Raw genomic sequence first — 24,769 nt, 5'->3', positions numbered from 1 at the left:
AGCAAGGAGACTCCTCATGCGCAAGCGCTTTGCCATCCCTGAGACCCGCCACGGACTCCGCAAGCTGGCAGGCCTGACCCTGATGGCCCTGCTGTCCGCGGTCTGCCAGGCGGAGACATCCACGATGGCGGAACGTCTGCAGCAGGCGGCGAGCGACGGACTCTACGAACCGGGCTTGATTTCCGATGGCGGCGTCTTCTGCCTGACCCTCTCGCCAGCCGAGGACCGCGCCCTTTGGGTGCGCTCGGGGGGCGGTCGCAGCAGCCTTGCGATCATGGAGGCCAAGCGTCGAGACGGGCGCTGGCTGGCGCCCTTCCCTGCCAGCTTTTCCATGGACCCGCGCTGGAAAGACATCGACCCGATGTTCAGCCCCGATGGGCGCAGCCTGATCTTTCAATCCAACCGGCCGGTACCGAACCGCCCCGAGCGCAGCGGATTCGACATCTGGCAGGTCCGACTGCAGGCCGAGGGCTGGGGGGAGCCCGAGCACCTGGGGGACGGCATCAACGGCGATGACTCCGAGTCCTCGGCTTCGATGGCCGCAGATGGCAGCATCTATTTCATGAAGAACAACCCTGACGGCGAGGGGCAATCCGACCTCTATGTCTCCAGGTTCAAGGATGGCCGCTACCAAGCTCCGGAAAACCTCGGCGCGCCCATCAACACCCGACAGCGAGAGTCCAATCCCTTCATCGCTCCCGATCAAAGTTACCTGATCTACTTTTCCAGCGGACCTGATGTGCAGGGGGAAACCGATCTTTTGATCAGCTTCCGCGAGGGCGGCCATTGGCGCCCGCCCATCAATCTCGGCCCGCCGATCAACAGTATCGGCGCTGAGTTTTGTCCCATGGTGCATCGGGATCGGCTGTATCTGTCGCGCCAGTTCAAGGCCGAGGGGCGCATGATCGAGAACATCCACAGCTTTCCCATCGATCTCCAGCGTCTGCGCGAACGAGATCGAGAGCAAAGAACCAGCGTGCCTGCCGGCCCTGTGACGCGCCCCGCGTTTGCTGCACCTCCGGGAACCACCCCGACTCCTGCACCAGCCGAGAACGCGCTCGGGCGGCGCCCTTGACCACCGCGAGCCGACGCCTCCCGGGCGGCCGTGCCTGCTCTGCCCCCTCAGGCCCAGACCGCGTACAGCTGGTTCAAGACCGACAGCGCACCGTCCGCCAGACCCAGATCCATGCCACTGGGCACCTGTGATTCACGTGGATTGATGCGCAGAAGACGGCCACCGTGCCGCTGCAGCAGACGATGGCTGAAATGCCGCACCGAGGGCACGTCGCTGCCCGCGCCGATCTCGATCACCAGCGGCCGGCGGGCTCGGGCCAGCAGCGCCTGAAGGCGCTCGCCCTGCTCGGCGCTGCGTTCGTCCTGCCAGCTCCAGTCGCCGAACATCAGGATGTTGGGACGGGCCAGGCCGCCGCAGCGCGGGCAGACCGGTGCGGCATTGAGCAGCAGGCAGGCCTCGGCATCCACCTCGGGCTCGAAATCATCGGCCGGCCAGATCGCCTGGCCACAGCCGGCCAGGCATTGCAGATGGTGGATGGAGCCGTGGCATTCATGCAGCAGCTCCGGCGCGTAGCCGGCCTTCTGAAACTGGCCGTCGACATTGCTGGTGAACACCGCCAGGCCGAGCGGCAGACGCTCACCCCAGCGGCGCAGGATGTCGAAGCCGGCATGGGGCTGGGTCTGGCGGTAGAGCTGCAGGCGGTGGCCGTAAAAGCCCCAGGCCAGGCGCGGCTGGCGTTCAAAAGCCAAGGGGTTGGCGATGTGCTGAAAGCTCAGGTTCGCCCGGGCCAGGGCCGGATAGGCACGCCAGAAGCCCTCGCGGCCGCGGAAATCCGGCAGGCCTGAATCAACGCCCATGCCCGCGCCGGCCGCCACCAGCAGCAGATCGGCCTGCTCCAGCAGCTCCAGAGCATGGGCGATCTGGGCGGCCGACAGGCCGTGCAACGGGGGCGACTCCAGGGACTCGGAAGACAAAGAAGCAGATGCGTCGCTCATGCCCCATTGTTCCCGAGCCACAGCCGGGTCGCAGACGCTTTCAGCTGTCTGCGCAGAACTTGCGTCAGCTCAAAGCGGCACGGCGGCGGCAGGCGCCCAATGCCGGCATGGGCACGAACAAGCATGCCCGCAGCAGCAACAGCAAGGAGTGATCGATGTTGAACCTGTTCAAAGACCTGTTCTCTTCCGATGTCGGCCTGATGAGCGCCGCCGTGATTGCCATCACGCTGGGCATGGGCGCGTTCTATGTGCGCTACTTTTTGAGCCACATCGCCAGCGACACCGCGGCTCACCGCAACGATTGAGCGCTGAACGCTGAACGCTGAGCGTCGCACGCCAAGGCGACGCACGCTCAGAGCTCCAGCACGAAGTTGTCGCGCCCCTGCGATTTGGCGCGGTACATGGCGGCATCGGCCCGCTCGATCAGCGCCGCCGCGCTCTCGCCTGAACCGGCCAGGGCCAGGCCCAGGCTGGTGCGTACGGCCAGGCTCAGACCGTTGCTGAGCACAAAGGGCTGGCGGATGTGGGCGAGGATCTTGCTCGCCAGAGGCTCCAGCTCGTGGGCCTGCTGCACGTCTTCGAGCAGCACGGTGAACTCATCGCCGGCCAGGCGGGCGACGAAATCGGTCTGACGCAGACTCTGGCGCAGGCGCCGGCCGAACTCCTGCAGCACCTCGTCGCCGATGGCGTGGCCGTGGCGGTCGTTGATCTGCTTGAAGCCATCGAGATCCAGGAAACCCAGGGCCAGCTGGGTGCCGTGGCGCTGGGCGCGCAGCAGGCCCTGATCCAGCTGCTCGTGAAAATGGCGGCGGTTGGGCAGGCCGGTCAGGGCGTCGAAGCGTGCCTCCTCGGCCAGCTGCAGCTGCAGCTGCTTCATCGCCGTCAGATCACTGGCCAGGACGAAAAAACCCTGCACCGGGCCGCTGCCATCCAGGCAATCGGGCACATGGCTGAACTGGAAAAAACGCCCGTCCTCCGGGTCCAGTGCCCAGAGCCCGAAATCGCGGCGCTGGCCCTGCAAGGCCGCCTCCACATGCTCGCGGTGGCGGGCGTACTCCGCATCGCCCAGCACCGCCTGCAGGGTCTGGCCCAGAACCTCGGATTCGGGGCGCCCGCACCAATCGATCAGCTTGCGATTGCAGAACTGGACCCGCTGCTGTGCGTCGACGTAGGCAATCACGGCCGGCACGTTGTCGGTGACGCCGCGCAGCCGCGCCTCGCTGGTGCGCAGGGTGCGCTCCTGCTGCTCCAGCCGGGCGCGCTTGCTGCGCAGCTCGATCAAGAGGCCCACCTGGCGCGCCAGCACCTCCAGCGCATGGACTTGCGAGGCCGTCAGCTCCCGCGGCTGGCTGTCGATGACGCAGAGCGCGCCCAGGGCATGGCCCTCGGTCGTCAGCAGAGGCGCACCGGCATAAAACCGCACATGGGGTGCCCCCGTCACCAGCGGGTTGTCGGCAAAGCGCGGGTCCAGCCGGGCATCACGCACCTGCAGCAACTCATGTGGATGCACGATGGCATGGGTGCAGAAGGATTCCTCGCGCGGCGTCTCGCGGATATCGAGGCCGCAACAGGCTTTGAACCACTGCCGGTCGGCATCGATCAGGCTGATGGCGGCCACCGGCACGCCGCACCATTCGGCCGCCAGCTGCACCAGATCATCGAAGGCCGGATCACGGCCGCTGTCCATCAATTCCAATGCCTGCAAGGCCTTCAAGCGTTCGGCTTCCTGAGCAGGCACGGGGTAAGACATGAGAGGCTCCAGGCGGGGGGTCGGCGCCATATTAAGCGAGGCCAGCCCCGGCTGCTGAGACCCCGGTGCGGGACAGACAGGAGCCCAGCGCCAGGCCTCAGTTCTGCGTGATCTTGGAGCCGCGCAGCTTCACATCCGTGCCCGCCTTGACATCGACCGTGCCGCTGGCCTCAATCTGCACACGGCCGCCCTGGATCAGGATGCTGCCGTCTTTCTTCAGCAGCAGGCGGGTCTTGCCAACCACCAGCTCCAGAGAATCGGCCGCCTCGATGCGCAGCTTGCGCCCGACGGTGACGGTCAGGTCCTGATCGACGCTCAGGGTCTGCGAGCCCGTCAGGCTCAGGCGTTCGGGCGGGCGGGGTTTGGGATCGGTGGCCATGGGGTGAGTCCCCTCACAAGCCAGCGGCCACGGCCACCAGCTGATCCAGCGCCGCACCCCAGCCCTGATGGAAGCCCATGGCCTCGTGGGTCTGGCGGCCGGACTCATCGCTGTGCATGACCGTGGCGGTGTAGAGCGTGCCCCCATCGGCATGCGGCGCCAGGCTGATGACGGCGGTGAAGACGAAGGGATGGGCGGCCGCGTCGGCTGGGCGGAAGCCGGCCTTGAGCGCGCCGGTCCAGACCAGGCGCTCGTTCGGCACCAGCTCCAGATAGCAGCCCTCATTGGGGTGCTGATCACCGGAGGGCGACTGCATGACGGTGCGGAAGATGCCGCCCGGGCGCAGATCGATCTCGCATTCGACCGTCTGCCAGGGCTTGGGGCAGAACCACTGCATCAGCAGCGCCGGCTCGGTCCAGCAGCGCCAGACCTGGGCGACCGGGGTCGGAATGACGCGTTGCAGGACCAGGTCGAGATGGGGCATGGAGCTCATGGCGGGGTTCCGATCGGCCAAGTGTGGGTGTGGTGGGAAGGCTGCAGGCGATTGTGACCACCCCGGCCGCCCGCGGCAAACCGGCGGCGACTTTCCTGCGGCATGGCCAGCCCTGTACGCCATCCGCCGTATATGCCAGCGCGAGCCGGCTGCCTACATTGGCTTCGTCAGACCGCAGCTTCCCACCAACCCGGAATCCTTAGGAGCCCCGCCATGCCCGTCCCGTCCCAGACCCCCAGCCGCCGCGTCTTCTCGCTGAAAGCCCTGGCCGTCGTCAGCGCGCTGGCCGGCCTCAGCGTCACCAGCCTGTCGGCCCAGGCGGCCGACACCATCAAGGTCGGCGTGCTGCACAGCCTGTCCGGCACCATGGCCATCTCGGAAACCGTGCTCAAGGACACGGTGCTGATGGCCATCGACGAGATCAATGCCAAGGGCGGCGTGCTCGGCAAGAAGCTGGAGCCCGTGGTCGTGGACCCGGCCTCCAACTGGCCGCTGTTCGCCGAGAAGACCAAACAGCTGCTCACGCAGGACAAGGTCGCCGTGATCTTCGGCTGCTGGACCTCGGTCTCGCGCAAATCGGTGCTGCCGGTGGTCGAGGAGCTCAACGGCCTGCTGTTCTACCCGGTGCAGTACGAGGGTGAAGAGCTGAGCAAAAACGTGTTCTACACCGGCGCCGCGCCCAACCAGCAGGCCATCCCCGCGGTGGACTATCTGATGAGCAAGGACGGCGGCGGCGCCAAGCGTTGGGTGCTTTTGGGCACCGACTACGTCTACCCGCGCACCACCAACAAGATCCTGCGCGCCTACCTCAAGAGCAAGGGCGTGAAGGACACGGACATCGACGAGAAGTACACGCCTTTTGGCCACAGCGACTACCAGACCATCGTTGCCGACATCAAGAAATTCTCGGCCGGCGGCAAGACCGCCGTGGTTTCCACCATCAACGGCGACTCCAACGTGCCCTTCTACAAAGAGCTGGGCAATGCCGGCCTGAAGGCCAAGGATGTGCCCGTGGTCGCCTTCTCGGTCGGCGAGGAAGAGCTGCGCGGCGTGGACACCAAGCCCCTGGTCGGCCACCTGGCCGCCTGGAACTACTTCATGTCCATCAAGAACCCGGCCAACACCGCTTTCATCCAGAAGTGGAGCGCCTACGCCAAGGCCAAGAAGCTGCCCGGCCATATGGACAAGCCGCTGACCAATGACCCGATGGAGGCCACCTACATCGGCATCCATATGTGGAAGCAGGCGGTCGAGAAGGCCAAGAGCACGGACGTGGACAAGGTCATCGCCGCCATGGCCGGCCAGACCTTCACCGCGCCCTCGGGCATCACCTCCAAGATGGACGAGAAGAACCACCACCTGCACAAGTCGGTGTTCATCGGCGAGATCAAGGCGGACGGCCAGTTCGGCGTGGTCTGGAAGACCCCGGCCCCGGTCAAGGCCAAGCCCTGGAGCCCCTACATCGAAGGCAACGACAAGAAGCCCGATGAGCCGGTGAAGAAGTAACTTTTCTATTGAGCTGACCCAATGGGCCGCGAGGCCCGTGGTCGGCAGCCTTCCTTTTTGAACCGCGGAGCCCTCATGGCCACACTCGTGCACCGCGCGGCCTCCCTGCTGAGCGCGCTGCTGCTGGGCTTGCTGATGCTGCTACCGACACCGCCCGCGCAGGCGCTGACGCTGGCGCAGGCGCGCACCATGGCCAGCGACGAAGACAGCGAGGCCCGCATCGCCGCGCTGCATGCCGCCTTGCTCGCCGCCGCGCAAGCACCCGACCCACGCCTGCAGGCCTTCATCCAGGCCCTGGCCGCCGAGCAACTGAAGACCAGCGGCACGCGCCTGCTGATCCTGCACGCCGATGGCAGCGCTGAGGACGCCCTGAGCGGCGCCCCGCTCAACCCGGTGCCGCAAGACCTGGCCGAGGTGATGATCAACAACCGCCTGCGCGGCGAGTTGGATCAAGCCCTGGCCGCGCTGCAATTGTTCAGCGCCAAGCCTGCCGAACGCCTGGCCGCCGCTCAGGCCCTGCAACAGAATGCCAGCGAGCAGCAGCTGCCCTTGCTGGACCGCGCGCTGGCCCGCGAGAGCGATGAAGACGTGTTGGCCGAACTGAGCCTGGCGCGCGCCGCCGCCTTGGCCGGCAGCAGCGACCCGAGCCTGCGTCTGCAAGCTGCGCGCGAGCTGGGCCGCTCAAACCGGCCCGCCACCCAGCTGCTGATCAACCAGCGCCTGGCCGAAGAGACCGACCCCAATGTCAAAAGCGCGCTGGCCGCCTCGCTGCGCAAGCTGGAATCCAGCCTGGCCTGGGGCGAGCGCCTGGGCGAGCTGTTCACCGGCCTGAGCCTGGGCAGCATCCTGCTGCTGGTGGCCCTGGGCCTGGCCATCACCTACGGGCTGATGGGCGTGATCAATATGGCCCATGGCGAGCTGATGATGATGGGCGCTTACGCCACCTATCTGGTGCAGCTGGCCTTCCGCCATTGGCTGCCTGCCGCTGCGTTTGACTATTACTTGCTGGCCGCCCTGCCGGCCGCCTTTCTGGCCGCGGCGGCCGTCGGCGCGCTGATGGAGCGCCTGGTGCTGCGCTGGCTCTATGGCCGGCCACTGGAAACCTTGCTGGCCACCTGGGGCATCAGCCTGGTGCTGATGCAGGCGGTGCGCAGCCTCTTCGGCGCGCAGAACGTCAGCGTCGAAAACCCGGCCTGGATGAGCGGCGGCCTGCAGCTGCTGCCCTCGCTGTCCCTGCCCTGGAATCGGCTGCTGATCATGGGCTTCGCCCTGGCGGTGCTGGCCGGCATGAGCCTGCTGCTGCGACGCACCCGCCTGGGCTTGTTCGTGCGCGGCGTGACGCAGAACCGCGCCATGGCCTCCTGCATGGGCGTCAACACCGCCCGCACCGACACCTACGCCTTCGCCCTGGGTTCGGGCATTGCCGGCCTGGCCGGCTGCGCGCTGAGCCAGATCGGCAATGTCGGCCCCGACCTGGGCCAGAGCTATATCGTCGACGCCTTCATGGTGGTGGTGCTGGGCGGCGTCGGCCAACTGGCCGGCACGGTCTACGCCGCCCTCGGCCTGGGCCTGGGCAACAAGCTGCTGGAAGGCATGGTCGGCGCGGTGCTGGCCAAGATCGCCGTGCTGGTGTTCATCATCGTCTTCATCCAGAAGCGGCCGCAGGGCATCTTCGCGATGAAGGGGCGGGTGGTGGAGGCCTGAATGTTGAGGTCTTCCAGCCTGTGTGAAGGAAGCGAACTCCGGCCGAGTGCCTCCGCTCATGTCCCCCGGGCGGGGCTGCGCCCCGCCCTCCTCCTGATGCCAGTCTCTTTCGCTTCGACACTCGGCCGAAGCCCGCTTCCAGCCAACGATGGGCGCTCGCGATGCATGGGTGGGGGTCTGCCCGAAAGGAAGGGTGGCTGGGTGCTCTGTGGAGCGAAGTCAAGGGGGAGGCACGGGCGCAGCCCGGGCCGGAGGACATGAGCGCAACAGAGCGCCCAGCCACCCTGACCACTCATAACCCAACACCAACATCCCCCTGCAAACCATGAAGCCCCAATCCTTCCTCAGCCCCCGCGCCTGGCTGCTCGTCGCCTGCGCCCTGCTGCTGATCTGCGTGCTGGCGCCGGTGCTGAATCTGTGGGTGCCCGAGGGTCAGGTCTTGCATCTGAGCGACTACGGCGTGGCCTTGCTGGGCAAGTTCATGTGCTACGCCATCTGCGCCCTGGCCATGGATCTGATCTGGGGCTTTGCCGGCATCCTGTCGCTGGGCCATGGCCTGTTCTTCGCGCTCGGCGGCTATGTGATGGGCATGCATCTGATGCGCCAGATCGGTCGCGAAGGCCAGTACCAAAGCACCCTGCCCGACTTCATGGTCTTCCTCGACTGGAAGACGCTGCCCTGGCATTGGCAGCTCAGCGACAGCTTTCTCGCCACCCTGGTGCTGGTGCTGGCCGTGCCGGGCGGCCTGGCCTTTGTGTTCGGCTACTTCGCCTTCCGTTCGCGCATCAAGGGCGTGTACTTCTCCATCATCACCCAGGCCCTGACCTACGCGGCCATGCTGCTGTTCTTCCGGAATGAGACGGGTCTCGGCGGCAACAACGGCTTCACCGATTTCAAGCGCATCCTCGGCCAGCCCATCCACACGGCGCAGACCCGCATGGTCTTGTTCGTGCTCAGTGGCCTGGCCCTGGTGGGCTGCTATCTGCTGGCGCGCTGGCTGACGCGATCCAAGTTCGGCCGCGTGCTGCAGGCCGTGCGTGACGCCGAATCTCGGCTGATGTTCTGCGGCTACTCACCCCTGCCCTACAAGCTCTGCATCTGGACCGTCTCGGCCATGATGTGCGGCCTGGCCGGCGCGCTCTATGTGCCGCAGGTCGGCATCATCAACCCGAGCGAGATGAGCGTGGCCAACTCCATCGAGATCGCGGTCTGGGCCGCGGTCGGCGGGCGCGGCAGCCTGCTGGGGCCGATCGCCGGCGCCTTTGCGGTCAACGGTGCCAAGAGCTGGCTCACGGTCAGCGCGCCCGAGTTCTGGCTCTACTTCCTCGGCGCGCTCTTCATTGCCGTCACCCTCTTCCTGCCGCAGGGCTTGGCCGGACTGGTCTCCCGATTCAGCTCGTTGCGAAAGGCAGGCCAGGCATGAGCCCCGATCTGCTCGAACAAGGCCAGGAACGTCTGGCCGAACAGCAAGGCAAACATGGCGGCGACCGCAGCCCCGGCTACGCCCGCCCGCACCGCGCCGGCGAGCTGGACCTGACCCACGGCCGCATCCTCTACCTCGAAGACGTGCACGTCGCTTTCGACGGCTTCAAGGCCATCAACGGCCTGTCCCTGGACATCGCGCCGGGCGAGCTGCGCTGCATCATCGGCCCCAATGGCGCGGGCAAGACCACGATGATGGACATCATCACCGGCAAGACCCGGCCCGACCGCGGCGAGGTCTTCTTCGGCGGCACCATCGACCTGCTGCGCCACAGCGAGGCCGAGATCGCCTCCATGGGCTTGTGCCGCAAGTTCCAGAAGCCCACGGTGTTCGAGGCGCTGAGCGTGTTCGAGAACCTGGAGCTGGCCCTGCAAGGCCCGCGCGGCGTGGCGGCGGCGCTGTGGCACCGGCTCAGCGGCGCGCAGCGTGATCGCCTGGCCGAGGTGCTGGAGCTGATCCAGCTGCAGGCCGAGGCGCAGCGCCCGGCCGGCCTGCTCAGCCACGGCCAGAAGCAGTGGCTGGAGATCGGCATGCTCTTGATCCAGGAGCCGAAACTGCTGCTGCTCGACGAGCCTGTGGCCGGCATGACCGACCAGGAAACCGAGCGCACGGCCGAGCTCTTTCTGCAGCTGAAGGGTCGGCACAGCCTGATCGTGGTCGAGCATGACATGGGCTTCATCGCCCGCCTGGGCGGCACCGTCACCGTGCTCTGCGAAGGCCGCGTGCTGGCCCAGGGCCCGCTGTCCCAGGTGCAGGCCGACGAGCGCGTGATCGAGGTCTACCTCGGACGTTGAGCGGCATGCACACACGATCCATCAACCCTTCCTCCTCCTGCCTGCCATGCTGATCGCCCAGAACCTCCAGCAGTACTACGGCGGCTCGCACATCCTGCGCGATGTCTCGCTGCGCGTGCAGCCCGGCCGCATCACCGTGCTGCTGGGCCGCAACGGCGTCGGCAAGACCACCTTGCTCAAGTCGCTGATGGGCCTGGTGCCGGTGAAAAGCGGCGAGGTCCGGCTGCAAGGCCAGGACATCACGCGCGCCAAGCCCTTCGAGCGCGCCCGCGCCGGCATCGGCTATGTGCCGCAAGGGCGCGAGATCTTCGGCCGCTTGACCGTGGCCGAGAACCTGGCCCTGGGCCTGGCCACGCGGCCGGCCGGCACCCCCATTCCGCCCGAGCTGTTCGAGCTCTTCCCGGTGCTGCAGCAGATGCTGCAGCGGCGCGGTGGCGATCTCTCGGGTGGCCAGCAGCAACAGCTGGCCATCGCCCGCGCGCTGGCGGCCGGGCCGCGCCTGCTGATCCTAGACGAACCCACCGAAGGCATCCAGCCCAACATCATCCAGGACATCGGTCGCGTCATCCGCCGCCTGGCCGAGCGCGGCCTGGCGGCCAATGGCGGCCAGCCCATGGCCGTGCTGCTATGCGAGCAGTACTACGACTTCGCCGAGGAATTGGCCGACGACTACCTGGTGCTGGAGCGCGGCGCCGTCATCTCGGCCGGCAGCCGCTCAGAGATGGTCAGCCGTGGCGTGCGCCAGCTGGTCTCGATTTGAGTGAAACCCGCAAAGCGGCTCAGGGCCGCGGACCAGGCGCATTGGCGCGCGAGGTCGTCGGCAACCACTCGCGGTAAAAGCTCTCGAGGCGCGGCCCCTGCTTGCGGATCACCGCATTGATGCCTTCGACCGCCCGCGCCCCCAAGGCCGAGCGCGAGCAACCGACATGCACGGTGGTGGCCGCGTCCGCGCCGCGCAGCGGCAACAGGCGCAGCTCCTGGGTGGGCAGGCCCAGCTCGCGGGCGGCAAAGCTGAGCTCGGTGGGAAAGGCAATGATGGCGTCGACCTTGTCGTCCAGCAGCATGCGCAGCAGGCCCGACACACTCGGGTTGCCATGGCGCACGCTCAGCCGAGCGCCGACCGGCAGGTTCTTGATCATCTGGTCGTAGCGCTGCCCCAACGAGCGCCCACCGGCCACACCGACCCGCCAGCCCTCTTGCGGCAGATGGCCCGGCGGCACCGCTTGCAGCAGCTCGGCCAGATCGACCCGGCCCTGGCCATCGGGCAGCAAGGGCAGGCGGCCGGGCCGCTCGCGCTGCAAGGTGACCAGCTGGTAGGGCAAGGCGGTCAGATAGGGCTCGCTGAAATGCACAAAGGCCTCGCGTTCGGGCAGTCGCAAAAAGGCGGCCACGCAGACATTGGGCTTGTTGCGCAGCTCCACGGCGGCGCGGGCATAGTTGGCGTCCAGCACCTGGTGCTGCAGCTCGGGCAGGCCGGCCTGGAACAGCAGCAAGGCCTTGTCGACAAAGCCCCGGCCCTGGCCCAGGCCTTGCAGAATGGCCGTGGGCGGCGAATGCACCATGACCCATTGCAAGGTCTCTTTCTCGATCACCGGGCCGGAGGAGGCCGCGGCCTGCGGCGCCTGCGCCCGCGCGGCGGGCGCTCCGAACAGCGCCAGCGACAGAGCCAGCGCGAGCCCGCGGGCACTGGCCCGGGCGCGTGCCCCGACCCGCTGCCGCCCGTCGCTGTCTTGCCACGTCTTCTTGCTCTGGTCCACGTGCCGTACCCGCCCCCGCCATCTGCTGGAGCCAGCATACCCGAGGCCAGCAGGGCGGTTCTCACATCGCCCAAAGCCGCGGCGAAGCCTCGTCCAAACCCCAGAGCTCGCGCCGCCAGGCGGCCCGGCACTGCCGCAGCAGCTCGAACGCCGGCTCGACCAGGGGCGCCAGCACGCGCAGCACCAGCAGGCGCTCCTGTGCCGCCGTCACGCCGGCGGTATCGCGCAGCGGGTGAGCCTCGATGCAGGCACGCACGGCCTCCAGCGCCCGCTCGCGCCGCTCACGCGACAGCGCCTCGCCGCCCGCGAACACCAGGCTGGCCAGGCAGCGCCGCCCGGCCAGGCCCAGGGAGCCATCCATCAGCAAGGCATCGCTGCCATCGATCAGACCACGCTCCAGCCAGACACCCGGGATCTCCAGATGCTGCTGGAACTGTCCTTCCGCGAAGGGCTGGCCGGCCTTGGGCAGGCCCAGGGCCGTGAGGTCCCAGGCCATCAGCTCGGCGCCCGGCGCCAGCTCAAAGCGGGCCTCGTTGAGCGCCCGGCAGCCCGGGTAGGCCAGGGCTTCCAGCGGCAGCCATTCCAGCCGCGCGCCGGGGGCCAGACGGGCCTGCAGACTTTGGGTGGCCAGGGCGCCGGTGCTGCTGCGGTAGAAGCGGGTGGCGCCAGGCGTGCTCAGCAAGGCATGGGCGCCCTCGCCCACGCTCAGTTCGATCTCCAAGCGGTCGCCCGCAACCAGGCCGCTGGGCGGATGGACCAGCACGTTGTGACAGATCGCCTCGCCCTCGGGGTAGAGGCTTTTCAGCACCCGCAGCGGCCCCTCGTGGCGATGCCGCAGCAGGCAACGGCCGCCCTCCAGCCGGTAGTCCAGCGCCAGCCGGGCTCGCCAGCCCAGGCTGTCGGGCGTGCAGGGCAAGGCCTCGCCGCGCTCGGGCTGGGGCATGAAGAAGGCCGGATTCGATGGAAAAACGGGGATGCGCTGCATCCCCGTGTGGCTCGCAAGAAGCGGGCCAGAGTCGATCCGAAGATCAGCCGCGCTGGCGGCGGCGCACCACGGCCAGCAGGCCCAGACCCAGGGCCATCAGGGCATAGGTTTCCGGCTCGGGCACCGGGGCGGTGTTGATGACAAAGGACAGGTTGTCGGCGTAGCCGTCGTTGTCGCTGGAGTTCAGGCGTTCCATGGACAGGCTCAGGTTGATCGTCGTCGTGCCCACGGGCAGGAAGCCCTGGGTCTGGCGGTAGAGCAGACCGGTCTGGTTGCCGCGGTCGGCCGGGGTGACCGGGCCCAGGGTGGCGGAGCCGATTTCGGTATTGCTGCCATCCAGGAAGGACACGTAAACCAGGGCGTTGTCGCCTTGGCTGGTCCAGCCGCCCAGGTAGCCGTCGAGCTTGAAACTGGCGCCGCCGGTGGCGATCAGGCTGCTCAGATTGCTGACGTCAAACAGCTGGAAACCCGCCGAGGCCGGCGAGGATTGACCGGCAAACAAGAAGCTGCCACGGTCGACCGGGCCCGGCTGGCTGGGCAAAACCCAGTTGCTGCCGTAGGCGACCGACTGGAACAGGTCCACTCCGGCAAAGGCGGTCCAACCGGCGACGCCGCCTTCGGCGTTGCCGTTGACGATCAGGTTCTGGCCCAGGGTGGCGGCGTGGGCGCCGAAGCCAGCAGCGAACAGGGAAAGCGCCAGAACGCCGCGGGTGATGAGCTTGTGGTTCATGATTTGAGAAATGCTTGAGGTTTCAAATAAAGAGAGCGGATGGATCAGGCGCCGAGGCGGTACTGGTCCAGCAGGGCCGGGCCGGACATGGCCGGATCGCTGATCGAGGCCTCGCCGGTTTCCATATGGCCGGCAAAGCGGCGGCTGTAGTCGCCCTGGCCGGCCACACGCACGCTGAAGTCGTACCAGTAGGCGCTTTCGCGCAGCGGCAGACGCAGGGTGGTGCGGGTCTTGGCGGCCAGGTGGATCTGCTGCGGCGCCACGCTGTAGTACTTGTTGGCCGAGAGGATGAAGGTGCAGGCAAAGCTGCCGTTGTTGCTCAGCTCGATCTGCAGTTCGCCATTGGCCACGTCCGGCGTCACGCGCACCTCGGGGTTGGGCTGGGCGGCCGCGGCCACGCGGCGGGCATTGCCGGTGAAGTGGCGGTGGTAGCCGTTGGGGCCCAGGACCCAGAGGTCGTAGGCGCCGTTGGCGGCCGGCTGCCAGCTGCCGGTCAGCTGCTTGCCGGCTTCCACGGTGTAGCGGCGCGGCAGGGCGGCCAGGTTCAGGCGGTCGTAGACATGGAAGACGGCGGCCGGGCCGCTGGTGTCGCCCAGGCCGTTGCCGGTGTGGGCAAACTGCAGCTCGATGCGGGCGGCACCGACGCGGCCGGCGCTGACCTTGACCGCAGCCGTGGTGTGCAGCTCATACGGCAAGGCACGGGCCGGGCGCGGGCCGGCTTCCTGCACCGGCACGTTCAGCGTGGTCGGCGTGGGCGGCGTGGTGGTGCCCGGCAGGGCGCGGGCACGGTTGGCCAGCTCCAGGGTCTTGGGCAGTTGGGCGAAGAAGGCGCTGTCTTCCGGGTCGCGGAAGTTGAAAGCCGACGTCAAATCACCGGCCACGGCACGGCGCCAGGCGCTGATATTGGGCTCCATCACACCGAAGCGCTTCTCGATGAAACGGATCACCGAGGTGTGATCGGCCACTTCGGAGTTGACCCAGCCGCCCTTGCTCCAGGGCGAGATCACGTACATGGGCACGCGCGGGCCAAAGCCGTAGGGCTTGTGCTGGTGGGTGGCCGCCGTGCCGTTGAGGATGTGGTGGTACTCGCCCGTGGTGTCCACGGTGGAGTCACCGGCCAGGTCGGCCTTGGCCGGGTCGGCGTCCCAAGTGATGTAGCTGGGGGCGGCCGGCGGCGGCATGTGGTCGAAGAAGCCGTCGTTCTCGTCGAAGTTGATGAACAGAACCGTCTTGCTCCAGACGTCTGGATTGGCGGTCAGTGCTTCCAGCACCTTGGCGGTGTAGTCGGCGCCCTGGGCCGGGCTGGACGGGCCGGGGTGCTCGGAGCCTTCGGCCGTGGCCACGATCCAGCTGACCTGCGGAAGCTTGTCGGCCAGCACGTCTTCGCGCAGCTTGTCCAGATCGCGCGTGCTGATGCCGCGGTCCTTCAGCTGCTGCGAGTAGCCGGGGCGGCCGTACCAGGCATCACGGAAGGGGCGGAAACCGGCCAGGGCGTTGTCGGTGAAGTTGTCCGCCATGTTCTGGTAGACCTGCCAGCTGATGCCGGCATCCTGCAGGCGCTCGGGGTAGGTGGTCCAGGTGTAGTCATCGGCCGGATCAGGCTTGAACCAATCGTGGCTGTTGTCGGTGGACGGGCCGTTGCCCTTGCGCAGCGGATCGTTGGTGCCGGTCCAGAGGAACAGGCGGTTGGTGTTGGTGCCGGTCTGGCTGGAGCAGTGGTAGTGGTCGCAGATCGTGAAGGCGGTGGCCATCGCGAACTGGAAGGGCAGATCGGCCCGCTTGAAATAGCCCATCGAGTGGTTCTGCTTGGCCTTGGGCCAGGCGTTCATGCGGCCTTGGTCCCAACCAGCCTGGGCATCGGGCCAGGAGTGGGGCGTGCCCGACACGCGCATGTGCGCAAAGGTCTGCTGCGTGTTCAGGTGGAAGGGCGCCAGCGCCACCGGGTTGACCGGCGGGCGGCCGGGCGTGGCCGTCACGGCATTGGGCTGCATCCAGACGCTCTTGCCGTTGATGCCGGTCTTGTCGACCACAGGCACCGGGAAGGGATCGGCAAAACCGCGCACGCCGTTCAGCGTGCCGAAGTAGTGGTCGAAGCTGCGGTTTTCCTGGGTCAGGATGACGATGTGCTCGACATCATGGATGGTGCCGCTGCGGACATTGGCCGGGATGGCCAAGGCGCGTTGGATGGCGGGCGGGAAGGCGGTCAGCGCAGCGGCGGCGCTGGCGCTGCGCAAGAAACTGCGGCGGTCTTGGGTGGTCATGGAGGAGGTCCTGAGAATCAGAAAACTGGGGCGACCCGACGCTGAAGTCGGGCCGGGGCAAGCCGGGCTTGGCTCAAACCGCGCGGCGGCGCAGGACGGCGGCAATGCCGATCAAACCGCCCAGCAGCAGCGCATAGCTCTGCGGCTCGGGCACCGGTGCGGCGGTGAAGCTGAAGTCGTCCATGACGAACTCGCCGTGGTTCTGACTCTTCACCTGCACGGCATCGACCAGGCCGGCATAGCCGCTGGCCAGAAAGCTCGGGGTGGCCGATGGGTCAAGGCTTTGCGAGCTGGCGACACGCTGGCCTTGGTAAAAGAGCTCGAAGCTCAGCACCGCGCCGCTCTGGCCGGCGAACCAGGCGCCGTCAAAGCGCACGGCCTGGCTGAAACCGATCCGGCTGGCGGCGTCTTCGGCCAGGAAGCCACTGGCCACGCGGCCGGCACCCGAGTGGGCGGTGTAGGGCTCGGCAGCGGTGGAGAAGGCGGTCCAGCCGAAACGCGACCAATCGAGGCCGCCATAGTTGAGCGGCACCAGACCATCGGCCAGGTCATCGAAATTCAACACCGCGGCATGGGCGCCGCCGGCAAAGGACAGGCTGGACAGCAGCGCAGCAGCGAGCGCAACGCGGCGCAGGGACTTGGAGCAGGACATGGGGAATTCCTCACAAAACGACAGCGGATGCCGCGCAATCTAGTGAGGCGATTTGCAGACCTGATGACAGTCCCTAGGCCGAATGGCAGGGGGCTTTTGCCATTCGCGTGCGAGGAGCGCGCGCAGCGCCCCGGGCTCAGTCGCCGGCCAGCTTTTCCATGAACAGCGCAAACGGTTCGGCGCGGTGCGCACCGAAGGGCCCGCAGCGGGCAAAACCCAGGCGCTCGAACAGGCGCTGGGCCGAGCGCTGGCGCACGCCCACCTGCAGGCGCAGCAGGGGCTGGCCGGCACGCAAGGCCTCGCGCTCCAGGGCTTGCAAGAGCATCTCGCCCAGGCCGCGGCCGCGCCAGCGGGGCTGCACCATCAACAGCTGCAGCTCGGCCCATTCGTCGTGCAAGAGCAAGGCCGCGCAGGCCAGCACCCGCGCCTGCGCATCGCGCAGCGCCAGCACGCGTGCTTGCGGGCTGCGCAGCAAGGCCAGGTCCGGGGCGCAGGCCGCACGGCCGGCAGGGCTGAGCTGTCGCGCCTCGGCCTCGAACTGTTCGAACAGCGCCCGCAGCTGCGGCTGATCGACGGTTTCGCGCAGCAGGCTCAGGCCTTGCAACTGGCCCGCCGGGCTGCGAATGGCCGAGCGCGGCGGCGGGTCGCCGGCGCGCGCCACCCAGATCTGGGACGAACCAAGGCTGTGGAAGTTCATGGGTCGGGCCTCCGGTGAAACGCGCGCCGCCGGGGCGGCAGACACGAAAGCCATGCGCAGCGGCATGGCACCAAGAACTGGCAGGGCGGAGCGGGCGGTGGCAAGACGGGGCATGGCAGCAAGCCTTTTTGGGGAGACCTGCACCGCAGCCGGGCGGCGGGCAGGTCGATTCAGGAGATGCAGGGTTTGTACGCAAGCGCCATGCCAAGCCCGAGGCCCGGCCGCCGTCCACCCGTTCCACCCGCCCCGGCCTGGCCGACAATGCCCGCCATGCGCCGCGCCGACCGCCTCTTTCAAATCGTCCAGCTGATCCGTGGCCGCCGCCTGTCCACGGCCGAGTTCCTGAGCCAGCGCCTGGAGGTCTCGGCCCGCACCGTCTACCGCGACATCGCCGCCCTGCAGCAGCAGGGCGTGCCCATCGAGGGCGAGGCCGGCGTGGGCTACCGCATGCGCGCCGGCTTCGACCTGCCGCCGCTGATGTTCAGCAAGGACGAAGCCCAAGCCCTGGTGGCCGCCCTGCGCCTGGCCCAGGGCCAGCTCGACAGCGTGCTGGCCCGCCAGGCGGAAGAGGCCATGTCCAAAATCCTGGCCGTGCTGCCGGCGCCAGCCCGCGCCGCGGCGGAGAGCCTGGCCGTGTTCGCGCCGCTGACCGGCTTGGACGAGGCCATGCGCGAACGCCTGGCCCGCCTGCGTGAAGCCACCGAGAACCGCCACAAGCTGCGCCTCGATTACCTGGACCTGGCCGGCACGGCCAGCCAACGCACCGTGCGGCCCCTGGCCTGCTACTTCTGGGGCCCCAGCTGGACCCTGGCCGGCTGGTGCGAGGTGCGAGGCGATTTCCGCAACTTCCGCGTCGACCGCATTCAGAGCCTGCAGGTACTGGACGAACGATTCCGCGACGAGCCGGGCAAGACCCTGGCCGATATGCGCCGCGCCTTCGAGCAAAGCGATACCCCCTCGACCGATCGGGCTTGAGCTGGATCAATGAGGGTGCCGGGCTGCCGGCGCAGACTGGGAGTCCGCGAGCTCGGAATCGTCCGGCTTCGCCCTTCTCAGGAGCACATCCCCATGAAAGCCAATGTTGGAACTCTGGACCGCGGCCTGCGCATTGTGGGCGGCCTCACCCTGATCGCACTGGCCGCCACCGGCCAGGTGGGCGTTTGGGGCTGGATCGGGGTGGTACCCGTGCTCACCGGTGTGTTCCGCTTTTGCCCGGCCTATCCCTTGATCGGCATGAACACCTGCGCGCGCAAAGACCTCTGACGCTCGGGACTATGGCAGACCGGCTAGGCTGCAGCCTTCTTGCTGCCTGAAGATCTCGCCATGCTCTTGCGTCCCCAACTGGCCAGCGTCCTGCTGGCCGCCTGTGCACTCGCCGTCGCGCCACCCGCTCGCGCGGCCGAATCGGCCGTGCCGCTGGAGACCGTGGCCCAGGTCGACCTGACCCGCTACGCCGGCGCCTGGTTTGAAATCGCCCTGCTGCCCAATCGCTTTCAAAAGCAATGCGCGGCCGACACGCAAGCGCGCTACCGCCTCGATGGCGAGCGCGTGGAAGTGGTGAATCGCTGCCGCAAGGCCTCGGGCGAGGTGGAGCGCACTGCCGGCCACGCCAAGACGGTTGAAGGCAGCGGCAATGCCAAGCTGCGCGTCACCTTCTTCTGGCCGTTCTACGGCAACTACTGGGTGCTGGACCTGGACCCGGACTACCAGCAGGTGCTGGTCGGCGAGCCCAGCCGCAAATACGGCTGGATCCTGTCGCGGACGCCGCAGATGGATGAGGCCAAGCTGCAGGCCTTGCTCGACAAGGCCGAAAGCCTGGGCTACGACAAAAACGCATTCCGACGGACGCCGCAGACCCAGCCGCTGGACTGAAGCAGCTTTCAGGCGCGCAAGGTGCGCGGCCACAGACGTGCCAGCAGGGCCCCGAGGCGCAGACGGCCGGCCGGTTGCTCGATCCAGCGGTAGAAGGAGACCGCGGCCAGATTGCTCAAGCCCCAGGCGGCTAGCATGGCCATCAGGCCTGGCCAGCCATCGCCCAGATCATGGCGCTCGAACAAGGCGTTGATCAGCAAGCAGATCGGGAAATGCACCAGGAACAGGGCATAGGAATGCGTGCCCAGATGCGCCAGCAGGGGCTGCAAGCGCGGCGGTGCCAGCAGCAAGGGCAAGCCAGCTTCGTGACGACGCTGCTGCCAGGCCAGCACCAGGGCGGTGGCCAGGGCCAGCGCGATGCGCTCGCGGAAGTCCAGCAGCAAGGCTGCCAGACCCAGCGCAGCCAAGAGCATCAGCCCCAGACGGCGCTGCGGCAGCAGGCCCAGCCAATGCACCAGCGCCCCCAGGCCGTAGGCGCCGAAGAAGTACAGGCCCCAGTTGTCCAACGCGGAATCGCGGTTGAAGACCAGCAAGGATGCAGCCGTCAGCACGGCCACCAGCCCCGGCCCGATCCAGCGCCGCCAGGCGCGCGGCAAAGCCAGTCCGCGGCTGAAGGCGAGCACGCCGGCCAGCAGCGCAAACAGCTGCAGATCGATGGCCACGTACCAGGCACCGACCGTCAGCGCCTCATAGCCGAGCACGCCGTGCACCAGCCCGGCATGGGCCAGCAACTGGCCCCAGCCGACCTGAGCCGGCACCAGCTCGGGCAACCAGCGCGCCACCAGGGCCGAGCAGGCCAGGGTCAGCAGCACTGCGCCCATGAAGGGCAGAGCCAGGCGCTGGTAGCGACGCGCCAACAGCGAGAACCAGCCCCCCTCCAGCAACTGGCCCTGCGACGACAGCGCGCGCGCCGTCAGAAAGCCACCCAGCACCAGGAACACCTGCACCGCCATGCGACCGTATTGGTAGGCCCAGGCCATCAATGCGGGCAGGAGCTCTTCCACAGCCTCCGCCACCGGGCCGTAGGCGGACAGGTGGTGCAGCACGATCAGCTGGGCGGCGGCGGCCTTCAGGCCGTCGACATGCAAGAGACGAGTGACAGGGGGGCGGGCAACAGGGGTCTTGCTTGAGCTCATGGCCAAGCGCCCGAGGCTTGTGGCCGCGGGCGCAGATTGCGTTCCAGATCCAGGGTTTGGGGCTGCCCGGCCAGCAAGGCCAAGGCCCTGCGCACAATGCAGCAGGCCCCGGTGCCAGCCCGGGGCCCGGCCGCCCCAAGGTGGGGCGGACACATCCGAGAAAACCCTAGATTCTAAACGCCGGCCAGACTTGAGCGTTCAGAGGCGGATGCCAGCCAGCTCGGCGCTCTTGCGCGGGTGGATCAGATTGACACGGCCCGGCTGGCCATCGGCGCCCTTCATGCGCTCGGCGCCTTGCAGGATCAGAGCCTTGACCTCCACCGCCTTGAGCGCGGGCTTGAGCGCGATCAGCTTGGCCGCCAGATTGGCCACCTGGGGGCTGGCCATGCTGGTGCCGCTGAGCTTCATGCGCGCGCCGCCGGGGACAAAGCTGTCGACCTCAAAGCCGTTGGCATGCACGACCACGGTCTTGCCGAAGGTCGAGAAGCTGGTCTCCTGGCCGGCCGTGTCCACCGCGCCGGCGGTGATCAGATTGGGCAGCTCAAAGCCAGCCGGGATGTACTCCTGGAAGTCGGCGCTGTTGTCCTCATTGCCCGAACCGGCCACGAACAGGATCTCCGGTGCGCCGGCGATGGCCGCGCGCAGGGCGTCGCGCTCGATCTTGAACAGGCGGCTCGCTTCCGCCTTGCGCGCCTCGGGCGTGCCGCCGGCGTTGTGGAAGGCCAGCGCGCCCTCGTAGGCGCTGGGGCCGTAGCGCCAGCTCATATTGACCACGCGAACGCCGGCTTTCTTGAAGCTCTCGACCATCTGGCCGTAGGCCAAGGCCGTGGCGCGGGCCTGCGCTTCGTTGGGCAGCTTGGGTTCCAGCTTGGCGCTCCAGAGCTGGGTGGCGGCGAACACGCGGGCAAAGGGGTTGCCCTCGACGGCAATGCCGGCGACATGGGTGCCGTGCACGTAGAGGCTGGTCAGGCTCATGTCCTCGCTGAAGCCCTTGACCTGCTCGGCCTTGAGGCCGGACATGGTGGCGCGAAACTGGCGCGAGTCCGGCGTGTCCAGGGCCGCACGCTGGTCCATGGCGCCCTTGATCAGGCTGCGCAGCTGCGGCCAACGGCTTTGCGCTTCACCCAGAGGGCGCAGCAGCTCGCGGCTGGGCTTGGCGTCCTCGTCAAAAGCCAGGCCGGCCAGCGGCGCGGCCGGCTTGAACAAGGCCAAGTCCACGCCTGAATCCCAGACCGCCACCACCACCGGCGTGGCTTTCGCCTCGGCCGGGATGGCAAAGGTGCGCGGCGTCCAGAGGTCGGCACGCGCCTGCGTCTTCGTGTTGGCATCGATCACCGCCTGCAGGCCCGCCACGATGGCGGCCTTGTTGGGCGCGAACAGCTCGGCTTGCAGACGGTTGCTGATGATGGCCAGGGCGATGCTGTCCGGCACCACCATCTTGCCGTTGGTGGCCATGGCATCGATCTGGCTGCGGAAGGCACCCAGCACCAGCTCGGGGTTGTAGGTCTCGGCCCCGCCCTTGCCGGACTTGACGTTCTCCTGCACATCGGCCCAGGGCAGCGCGCTGTAACGCTTTTCCACCTCGGCGCGCAGCCAGGCGGCATCACGCTTCTCCAGGCGCTGCTGCGAGAGCAAGTCGGTCAGCAAGCCGGCGCTGAGCTGACCGCCGATCTTTTCCTGCAGGGCGCGCGACTTGGCGGTCCAGGCCGGCACGGCCGCCCAGTCGCCACGCAGCTGGGCCAGGCTTGCCAGGGCGCTGTAGTAGCTGCGCAGGGTCGAGGCGTCCTGGATGTCGTAGCGGGCCAGATCGGACTTGACCTCGGCCTCCAGCTGCGCGCCCATGGCCAGCAACTCGCTCAGCGGCGCGCTCAGGTATTCGCTGGGCAGCTTGGTCAGGGTGACGGTGCGGCGCGGCAGCTGGTCGGCCCGAGTGATGGGCTGGCGGGCGGCGCTGGCAGCCTCGGCCGGCGCGGCAGCAACGCCCGCGCTAGCCGCGGAGGCGCTCATGGCCAGGGGGCTCAGCAGGCTCAGGGCGGCCAGCGAAATCAGGGTCTTGGCGTGCAACATGTCTGGGTCTGTCCAGCAGGACAAAAAGTAAACGATGGCTGCACGATAGGGGCCAATCCCGGCGGCGCGGGAGCTCAAGCGACGAGCTGCCGGTTCGCCGACATGGGCTGCGGGCGGCGCGCGATGACACCGCCCGTCCAGGCTCAGCGCCCCAGCTCCGCCAGGGCGGCGCTGACCTGGGTTTCCAGGCTGTGGCCGGCGCGCCAACGCCGCTTCTGCAGCTCGGCCGCGGCGGCCACGATCAGCGGCCGGGCTTCTTGCGCCTCGCCCGCGCGCAGCAAGGCCCGGCCCAGCTGCAGCCGCGCCCAGGCCTGCTGAACCGGGTCCGACGGGGCCTGGGCCAGCTGGATGGCCAGGGCCTCGCGCCGCGAACGCAGGGCCGCGCGCGCCTCGCCCTGGGCCACTTGCGCCTCGGCCAGCCACAAGAGCTCCTGCGCCACCGGCATGGCGCTGGCGCCCAGCAAGGCCTGCAGCTCGCTGAGGCCCTGCGCATGCAAGGCCAGGGCCTCCCGCCCCTGGCCGGCGCGCAAGAGCGCCCGCGCCAGCAGGCTCTGGGTTTCCAGGGCAAACACGCTGCGCTCGCCGTGGATGCGGCGGCGCTGCGCCAGCAGCTCGCGCAGCAGCGGCAAAGCCTCGTCCAGGCGCTGCTGGCCCAGCAAGGCCTGGGCCAGACCGTGGCGTGAATTGAGGGTGTAGGGGTGGTCGGGCGGCAGGCGCTGGGCCTTGAGCGCCAGCGATTGCTCGAACCAGGCCTGAGCCTGGGCATAACGCTCCTCCCGCTCGGCCAGGGCGCCCAGGCTGTGCAGGGACGAGGCCACCTTGGCCGATTCGGCACCGTCATGCTGGCGGCGGATCTCCAGCGCGCGCTGGTAGTGGCGGCCGGCTTCCTCGAACGCGCTCAGCCGCGTCAGCACCAGGCCCAGGGCCGCGAGAGAATCACCGAGCAGGCTGCCCGTGGCCTGGCCCGGCCGCGCCTGGTAGGCGGCCTCGCGCAAGCCCAGGGCTTCGCGCGCCAGGGGCAAGGCGCGCGGGGCCAGGCCGGCATTGACCAGGGCCACGGTGAGCTCGTGCAGGGCCAGGGCTTCCTTGTTCAGGTCGCGCTGGGGCAGGCTGCGCTGCAGGGCCAGGTCTTGCTCCAGCAGCTCGATGGCGCGCAGCGAGCGGCCGCTGCGCTGGTAGACCAGGCCCAGCACATGCTTCATCTCGGCCTGCACGGCCGGCTGCTGTTTCAGATCGGCGTCGACCCGCGCCGCCGCATCGTCGATGAACTCGGCAAAGCTCTTGGGCTGGCGCCCGATCAGGAACGGATCGAAGTCTTCGAAAATGGCGATCACCACCTGGCGCACGCGCTTGGCGTTCTCGGCCTCCTGCTGCGCCTGCTGGCGCGCGGCCTCGGCCAGATCGCGCTGGTGCATCAGGCTCCAGCTGAAGCCCAGGCCCAGCAACAGCACGCCGGCGCTGACCGACAAGGCCAGCCAGCGCCGCCGCAGCAGCTTGCGCAGCACATAGGGCCCGCGGCGCGGCAGCGCCTCGATCGGCAGCTGGCGCTGGAAGCGGCGCAGATCGGCCTGCAGCTCGGGCACGCTGCGGTAGCGCTGCTCGGGCCGCTGCTGGGTGGCCTTGGCGATGATGGCCGCCAGCTCGGCCCGGCGCAGCGGCGAGGGGCCCGGCCCCTGCGGCTGGTGCAGCTGCAGCAGCTCCTGCAGCAGGCGCCCCAGGCTGTAGACATCGCTGGCCGCGCTGACCGGCTGCCAGGCCAGCAGCTCGGGGCTGGCAAAGCGCGGCGTGGCGCCCAGGCTGCGCGGCCCATCGGTGGCGCCGAGCTGGCGCTCGCCGGCGGCGCTGCGCCCCTGCAGCTGGGCCACGCCAAAATCCAGCAGCATGGCCCGGCCATCGGCGCCCACCAACACATTGCCCGGTTTGACATCGCAGTGCAGCACCAGCTGGCCGTGGGCGTAAGCCAGGGCTTCGCAGACCATGGAGAACAGCGCCAGAATGGCCGGCAGGCTCAGCTTCTGGCGCGCCACATAACGGTCAATCGCCTCGCCCTCGACATACTCCATCACCAGATAGGGCTGGCCGGCCGGCGTGCTGCCGCCGTCCAGCAGGCGGGCGATGTGCGGGTGGTTGAGCGAGGCCAGGATCTGGCGCTCGCGCGCCAGCTGATCGAGCGAGGCGGGGTTGCCGCTCAGCCCCAGCAGCAGCTTGATGGCCGCGCGCTGCTGGTAATGGCCGTCGTTGCGCTCGGCCAGAAACACCTGGCCCATGCCACCGCGCCCGAGCTGGCCGACCAGGCGCCAGGCGCCCAGCACATCGCCGATTTCGGGGCTGGGCGGCGGCGACGACAGGGCGTCGCCCACCCGGCCTTGCGTGGCAGGCCGGGTGGTCTGGGCCTCGGTGGCCTGGGGCAGCGCCTCCGGCGCCAGCGTGGCCCAAGCGTCCAGCGACAAGCGGGTGGTGTCCTCGTCGCCCGGTGGCGCGGCGGGGTTCATC

23 protein-coding genes are annotated in these 24,769 nt (G+C 68.4%); 10 read left to right on the top strand and 13 right to left on the bottom strand.

Annotation, left to right across the window (positions count from 1 at the left end; translation table 11 throughout):
• Nucleotides 1-16: 16 nt before the first annotated feature.
• Complete coding sequence (locus C1O66_RS18200; protein WP_165794674.1) at nt 17-1,075, top strand: TolB family protein; 1,059 nt, start codon at nt 17-19, stop codon at nt 1,073-1,075.
• 47 nt (nt 1,076-1,122) lie between these two features.
• Here the strand turns inward: C1O66_RS18200 and C1O66_RS18195 are convergent, their stop codons facing one another.
• Nucleotides 1,123-2,010, bottom strand: a complete 888-nt coding sequence (locus C1O66_RS18195) for an SIR2 family NAD-dependent protein deacylase (RefSeq protein ID WP_207795983.1) — start codon at nt 2,008-2,010, stop codon at nt 1,123-1,125.
• 155 nt (nt 2,011-2,165) lie between these two features.
• On the opposite strand from C1O66_RS18195, the gene C1O66_RS18190 reads away from it, so the two are divergent.
• Complete coding sequence (locus C1O66_RS18190) at nt 2,166-2,315, top strand: DUF3149 domain-containing protein (RefSeq protein ID WP_102769185.1); 150 nt, start codon at nt 2,166-2,168, stop codon at nt 2,313-2,315.
• A gap of 47 nt (nt 2,316-2,362) precedes the next feature.
• Here C1O66_RS18190 and C1O66_RS18185 read toward each other — a convergent pair whose 3' ends face one another.
• The 3 genes from C1O66_RS18185 to C1O66_RS18175 all read right to left on the bottom strand — a co-directional run bounded on the left by C1O66_RS18185 (nt 2,363) and on the right by C1O66_RS18175 (nt 4,632).
• Complete coding sequence (locus C1O66_RS18185; protein WP_165794673.1) at nt 2,363-3,760, bottom strand: diguanylate cyclase domain-containing protein; 1,398 nt, start codon at nt 3,758-3,760, stop codon at nt 2,363-2,365.
• Nucleotides 3,761-3,857: 97 nt separating this feature from the next.
• A complete protein-coding gene (locus C1O66_RS18180) occupies nt 3,858-4,139 on the bottom strand; it encodes a hypothetical protein (RefSeq protein WP_102769183.1) in 282 nt (93 codons plus the stop codon).
• 13 nt (nt 4,140-4,152) lie between these two features.
• Nucleotides 4,153-4,632 carry an SRPBCC family protein gene (locus C1O66_RS18175; RefSeq protein ID WP_102769182.1) on the bottom strand — a complete coding sequence of 160 codons (480 nt, stop codon included), beginning with the start codon at nt 4,630-4,632 and terminating at the stop codon, nt 4,153-4,155.
• A gap of 213 nt (nt 4,633-4,845) precedes the next feature.
• Here C1O66_RS18175 and urtA point away from each other — a divergent pair, with 213 nt between their 5' ends.
• The 5 genes from urtA to urtE all read left to right on the top strand — a co-directional run bounded on the left by urtA (nt 4,846) and on the right by urtE (nt 10,879).
• Nucleotides 4,846-6,138 carry an urea ABC transporter substrate-binding protein gene (urtA, locus tag C1O66_RS18170; protein WP_102769181.1) on the top strand — a complete coding sequence of 431 codons (1,293 nt, stop codon included), beginning with the start codon at nt 4,846-4,848 and terminating at the stop codon, nt 6,136-6,138.
• A 75-nt stretch (nt 6,139-6,213) separates the two neighbouring features.
• The gene (gene urtB / locus C1O66_RS18165; RefSeq protein WP_394341032.1) at nt 6,214-7,842 is read left to right on the top strand and encodes an urea ABC transporter permease subunit UrtB; all 1,629 of its coding nucleotides are present in this window, start codon (nt 6,214-6,216) and stop codon (nt 7,840-7,842) included.
• 325 nt (nt 7,843-8,167) lie between these two features.
• Complete coding sequence (gene urtC, locus C1O66_RS18160; protein ID WP_102769180.1) at nt 8,168-9,265, top strand: urea ABC transporter permease subunit UrtC; 1,098 nt, start codon at nt 8,168-8,170, stop codon at nt 9,263-9,265.
• Entirely contained in the window at nt 9,262-10,119 is an 858-nt protein-coding gene (gene urtD / locus C1O66_RS18155) for an urea ABC transporter ATP-binding protein UrtD (protein ID WP_102769179.1), read from the top strand. The genes urtC and urtD overlap by 4 nt, the downstream gene beginning before the upstream one ends.
• A 46-nt stretch (nt 10,120-10,165) precedes the next feature.
• Nucleotides 10,166-10,879: an urea ABC transporter ATP-binding subunit UrtE gene (urtE, locus tag C1O66_RS18150; RefSeq protein ID WP_102769178.1), complete on the top strand. Its 714-nt coding sequence runs from the start codon at nt 10,166-10,168 to the stop codon at nt 10,877-10,879.
• Between the two features lie 19 nt (nt 10,880-10,898).
• Here urtE and C1O66_RS18145 read toward each other — a convergent pair whose 3' ends face one another.
• The 6 genes from C1O66_RS18145 to C1O66_RS18120 all read right to left on the bottom strand — a co-directional run bounded on the left by C1O66_RS18145 (nt 10,899) and on the right by C1O66_RS18120 (nt 17,315).
• Nucleotides 10,899-11,876, bottom strand: a complete 978-nt coding sequence (locus C1O66_RS18145) for a hypothetical protein (protein ID WP_102769177.1) — start codon at nt 11,874-11,876, stop codon at nt 10,899-10,901.
• 61 nt (nt 11,877-11,937) lie between these two features.
• A complete protein-coding gene (locus C1O66_RS18140) occupies nt 11,938-12,771 on the bottom strand; it encodes an urease accessory protein UreD (protein ID WP_102769728.1) in 834 nt (277 codons plus the stop codon).
• A gap of 133 nt (nt 12,772-12,904) precedes the next feature.
• On the bottom strand, nt 12,905-13,591 hold the full coding sequence (locus C1O66_RS18135) for a PEP-CTERM sorting domain-containing protein (RefSeq protein ID WP_102769176.1): 687 nt from the start codon (nt 13,589-13,591) through the stop codon (nt 12,905-12,907).
• A gap of 44 nt (nt 13,592-13,635) precedes the next feature.
• A complete protein-coding gene (locus C1O66_RS18130; RefSeq protein ID WP_102769175.1) occupies nt 13,636-15,852 on the bottom strand; it encodes a phosphocholine-specific phospholipase C in 2,217 nt (738 codons plus the stop codon).
• 73 nt (nt 15,853-15,925) lie between these two features.
• Nucleotides 15,926-16,504, bottom strand: a complete 579-nt coding sequence (locus C1O66_RS18125) for a PEP-CTERM sorting domain-containing protein (RefSeq protein WP_102769174.1) — start codon at nt 16,502-16,504, stop codon at nt 15,926-15,928.
• Nucleotides 16,505-16,640: 136 nt separating this feature from the next.
• Entirely contained in the window at nt 16,641-17,315 is a 675-nt protein-coding gene (locus tag C1O66_RS18120) for a GNAT family N-acetyltransferase (protein ID WP_102769173.1), read from the bottom strand.
• Nucleotides 17,316-17,471: 156 nt separating this feature from the next.
• Between C1O66_RS18120 and C1O66_RS18115 the strand changes: the two genes are divergently transcribed.
• The 3 genes from C1O66_RS18115 (at nt 17,472) to C1O66_RS18105 (ending at nt 19,073) form a co-directional block, all read left to right on the top strand.
• Nucleotides 17,472-18,176, top strand: a complete 705-nt coding sequence (locus tag C1O66_RS18115) for a helix-turn-helix transcriptional regulator (RefSeq protein ID WP_102769727.1) — start codon at nt 17,472-17,474, stop codon at nt 18,174-18,176.
• Nucleotides 18,177-18,269: 93 nt separating this feature from the next.
• Complete coding sequence (locus C1O66_RS18110) at nt 18,270-18,464, top strand: YgaP family membrane protein (protein WP_102769172.1); 195 nt, start codon at nt 18,270-18,272, stop codon at nt 18,462-18,464.
• A gap of 60 nt (nt 18,465-18,524) precedes the next feature.
• Nucleotides 18,525-19,073, top strand: a complete 549-nt coding sequence (locus C1O66_RS18105) for a lipocalin family protein (protein WP_102769171.1) — start codon at nt 18,525-18,527, stop codon at nt 19,071-19,073.
• An 8-nt stretch (nt 19,074-19,081) separates the two neighbouring features.
• Here C1O66_RS18105 and C1O66_RS18100 read toward each other — a convergent pair whose 3' ends face one another.
• The 3 genes from C1O66_RS18100 to C1O66_RS18090 all read right to left on the bottom strand — a co-directional run bounded on the left by C1O66_RS18100 (nt 19,082) and on the right by C1O66_RS18090 (nt 24,768).
• Nucleotides 19,082-20,209 carry an acyltransferase family protein gene (locus C1O66_RS18100; protein ID WP_102769170.1) on the bottom strand — a complete coding sequence of 376 codons (1,128 nt, stop codon included), beginning with the start codon at nt 20,207-20,209 and terminating at the stop codon, nt 19,082-19,084.
• A 198-nt stretch (nt 20,210-20,407) separates the two neighbouring features.
• Nucleotides 20,408-22,276 (bottom strand): S8 family serine peptidase, encoded by a 1,869-nt coding sequence (locus C1O66_RS18095; protein WP_102769169.1) that lies wholly within the window; start codon nt 22,274-22,276, stop codon nt 20,408-20,410.
• 143 nt (nt 22,277-22,419) lie between these two features.
• Nucleotides 22,420-24,768, bottom strand: coding sequence for a serine/threonine-protein kinase (locus tag C1O66_RS18090; RefSeq protein WP_102769168.1), 2,349 nt, complete (start codon nt 24,766-24,768; stop codon nt 22,420-22,422).
• Between the last annotated feature and the right edge of the window lies 1 nt (nt 24,769).

Source organism: Paucibacter aquatile, assembly GCF_002885975.1.
Lineage (GTDB): Bacteria > Pseudomonadota > Gammaproteobacteria > Burkholderiales > Burkholderiaceae_C > Paucibacter_A > Paucibacter_A aquatilis.
This window is presented reverse-complemented; position numbering and strand designations above follow the sequence as displayed.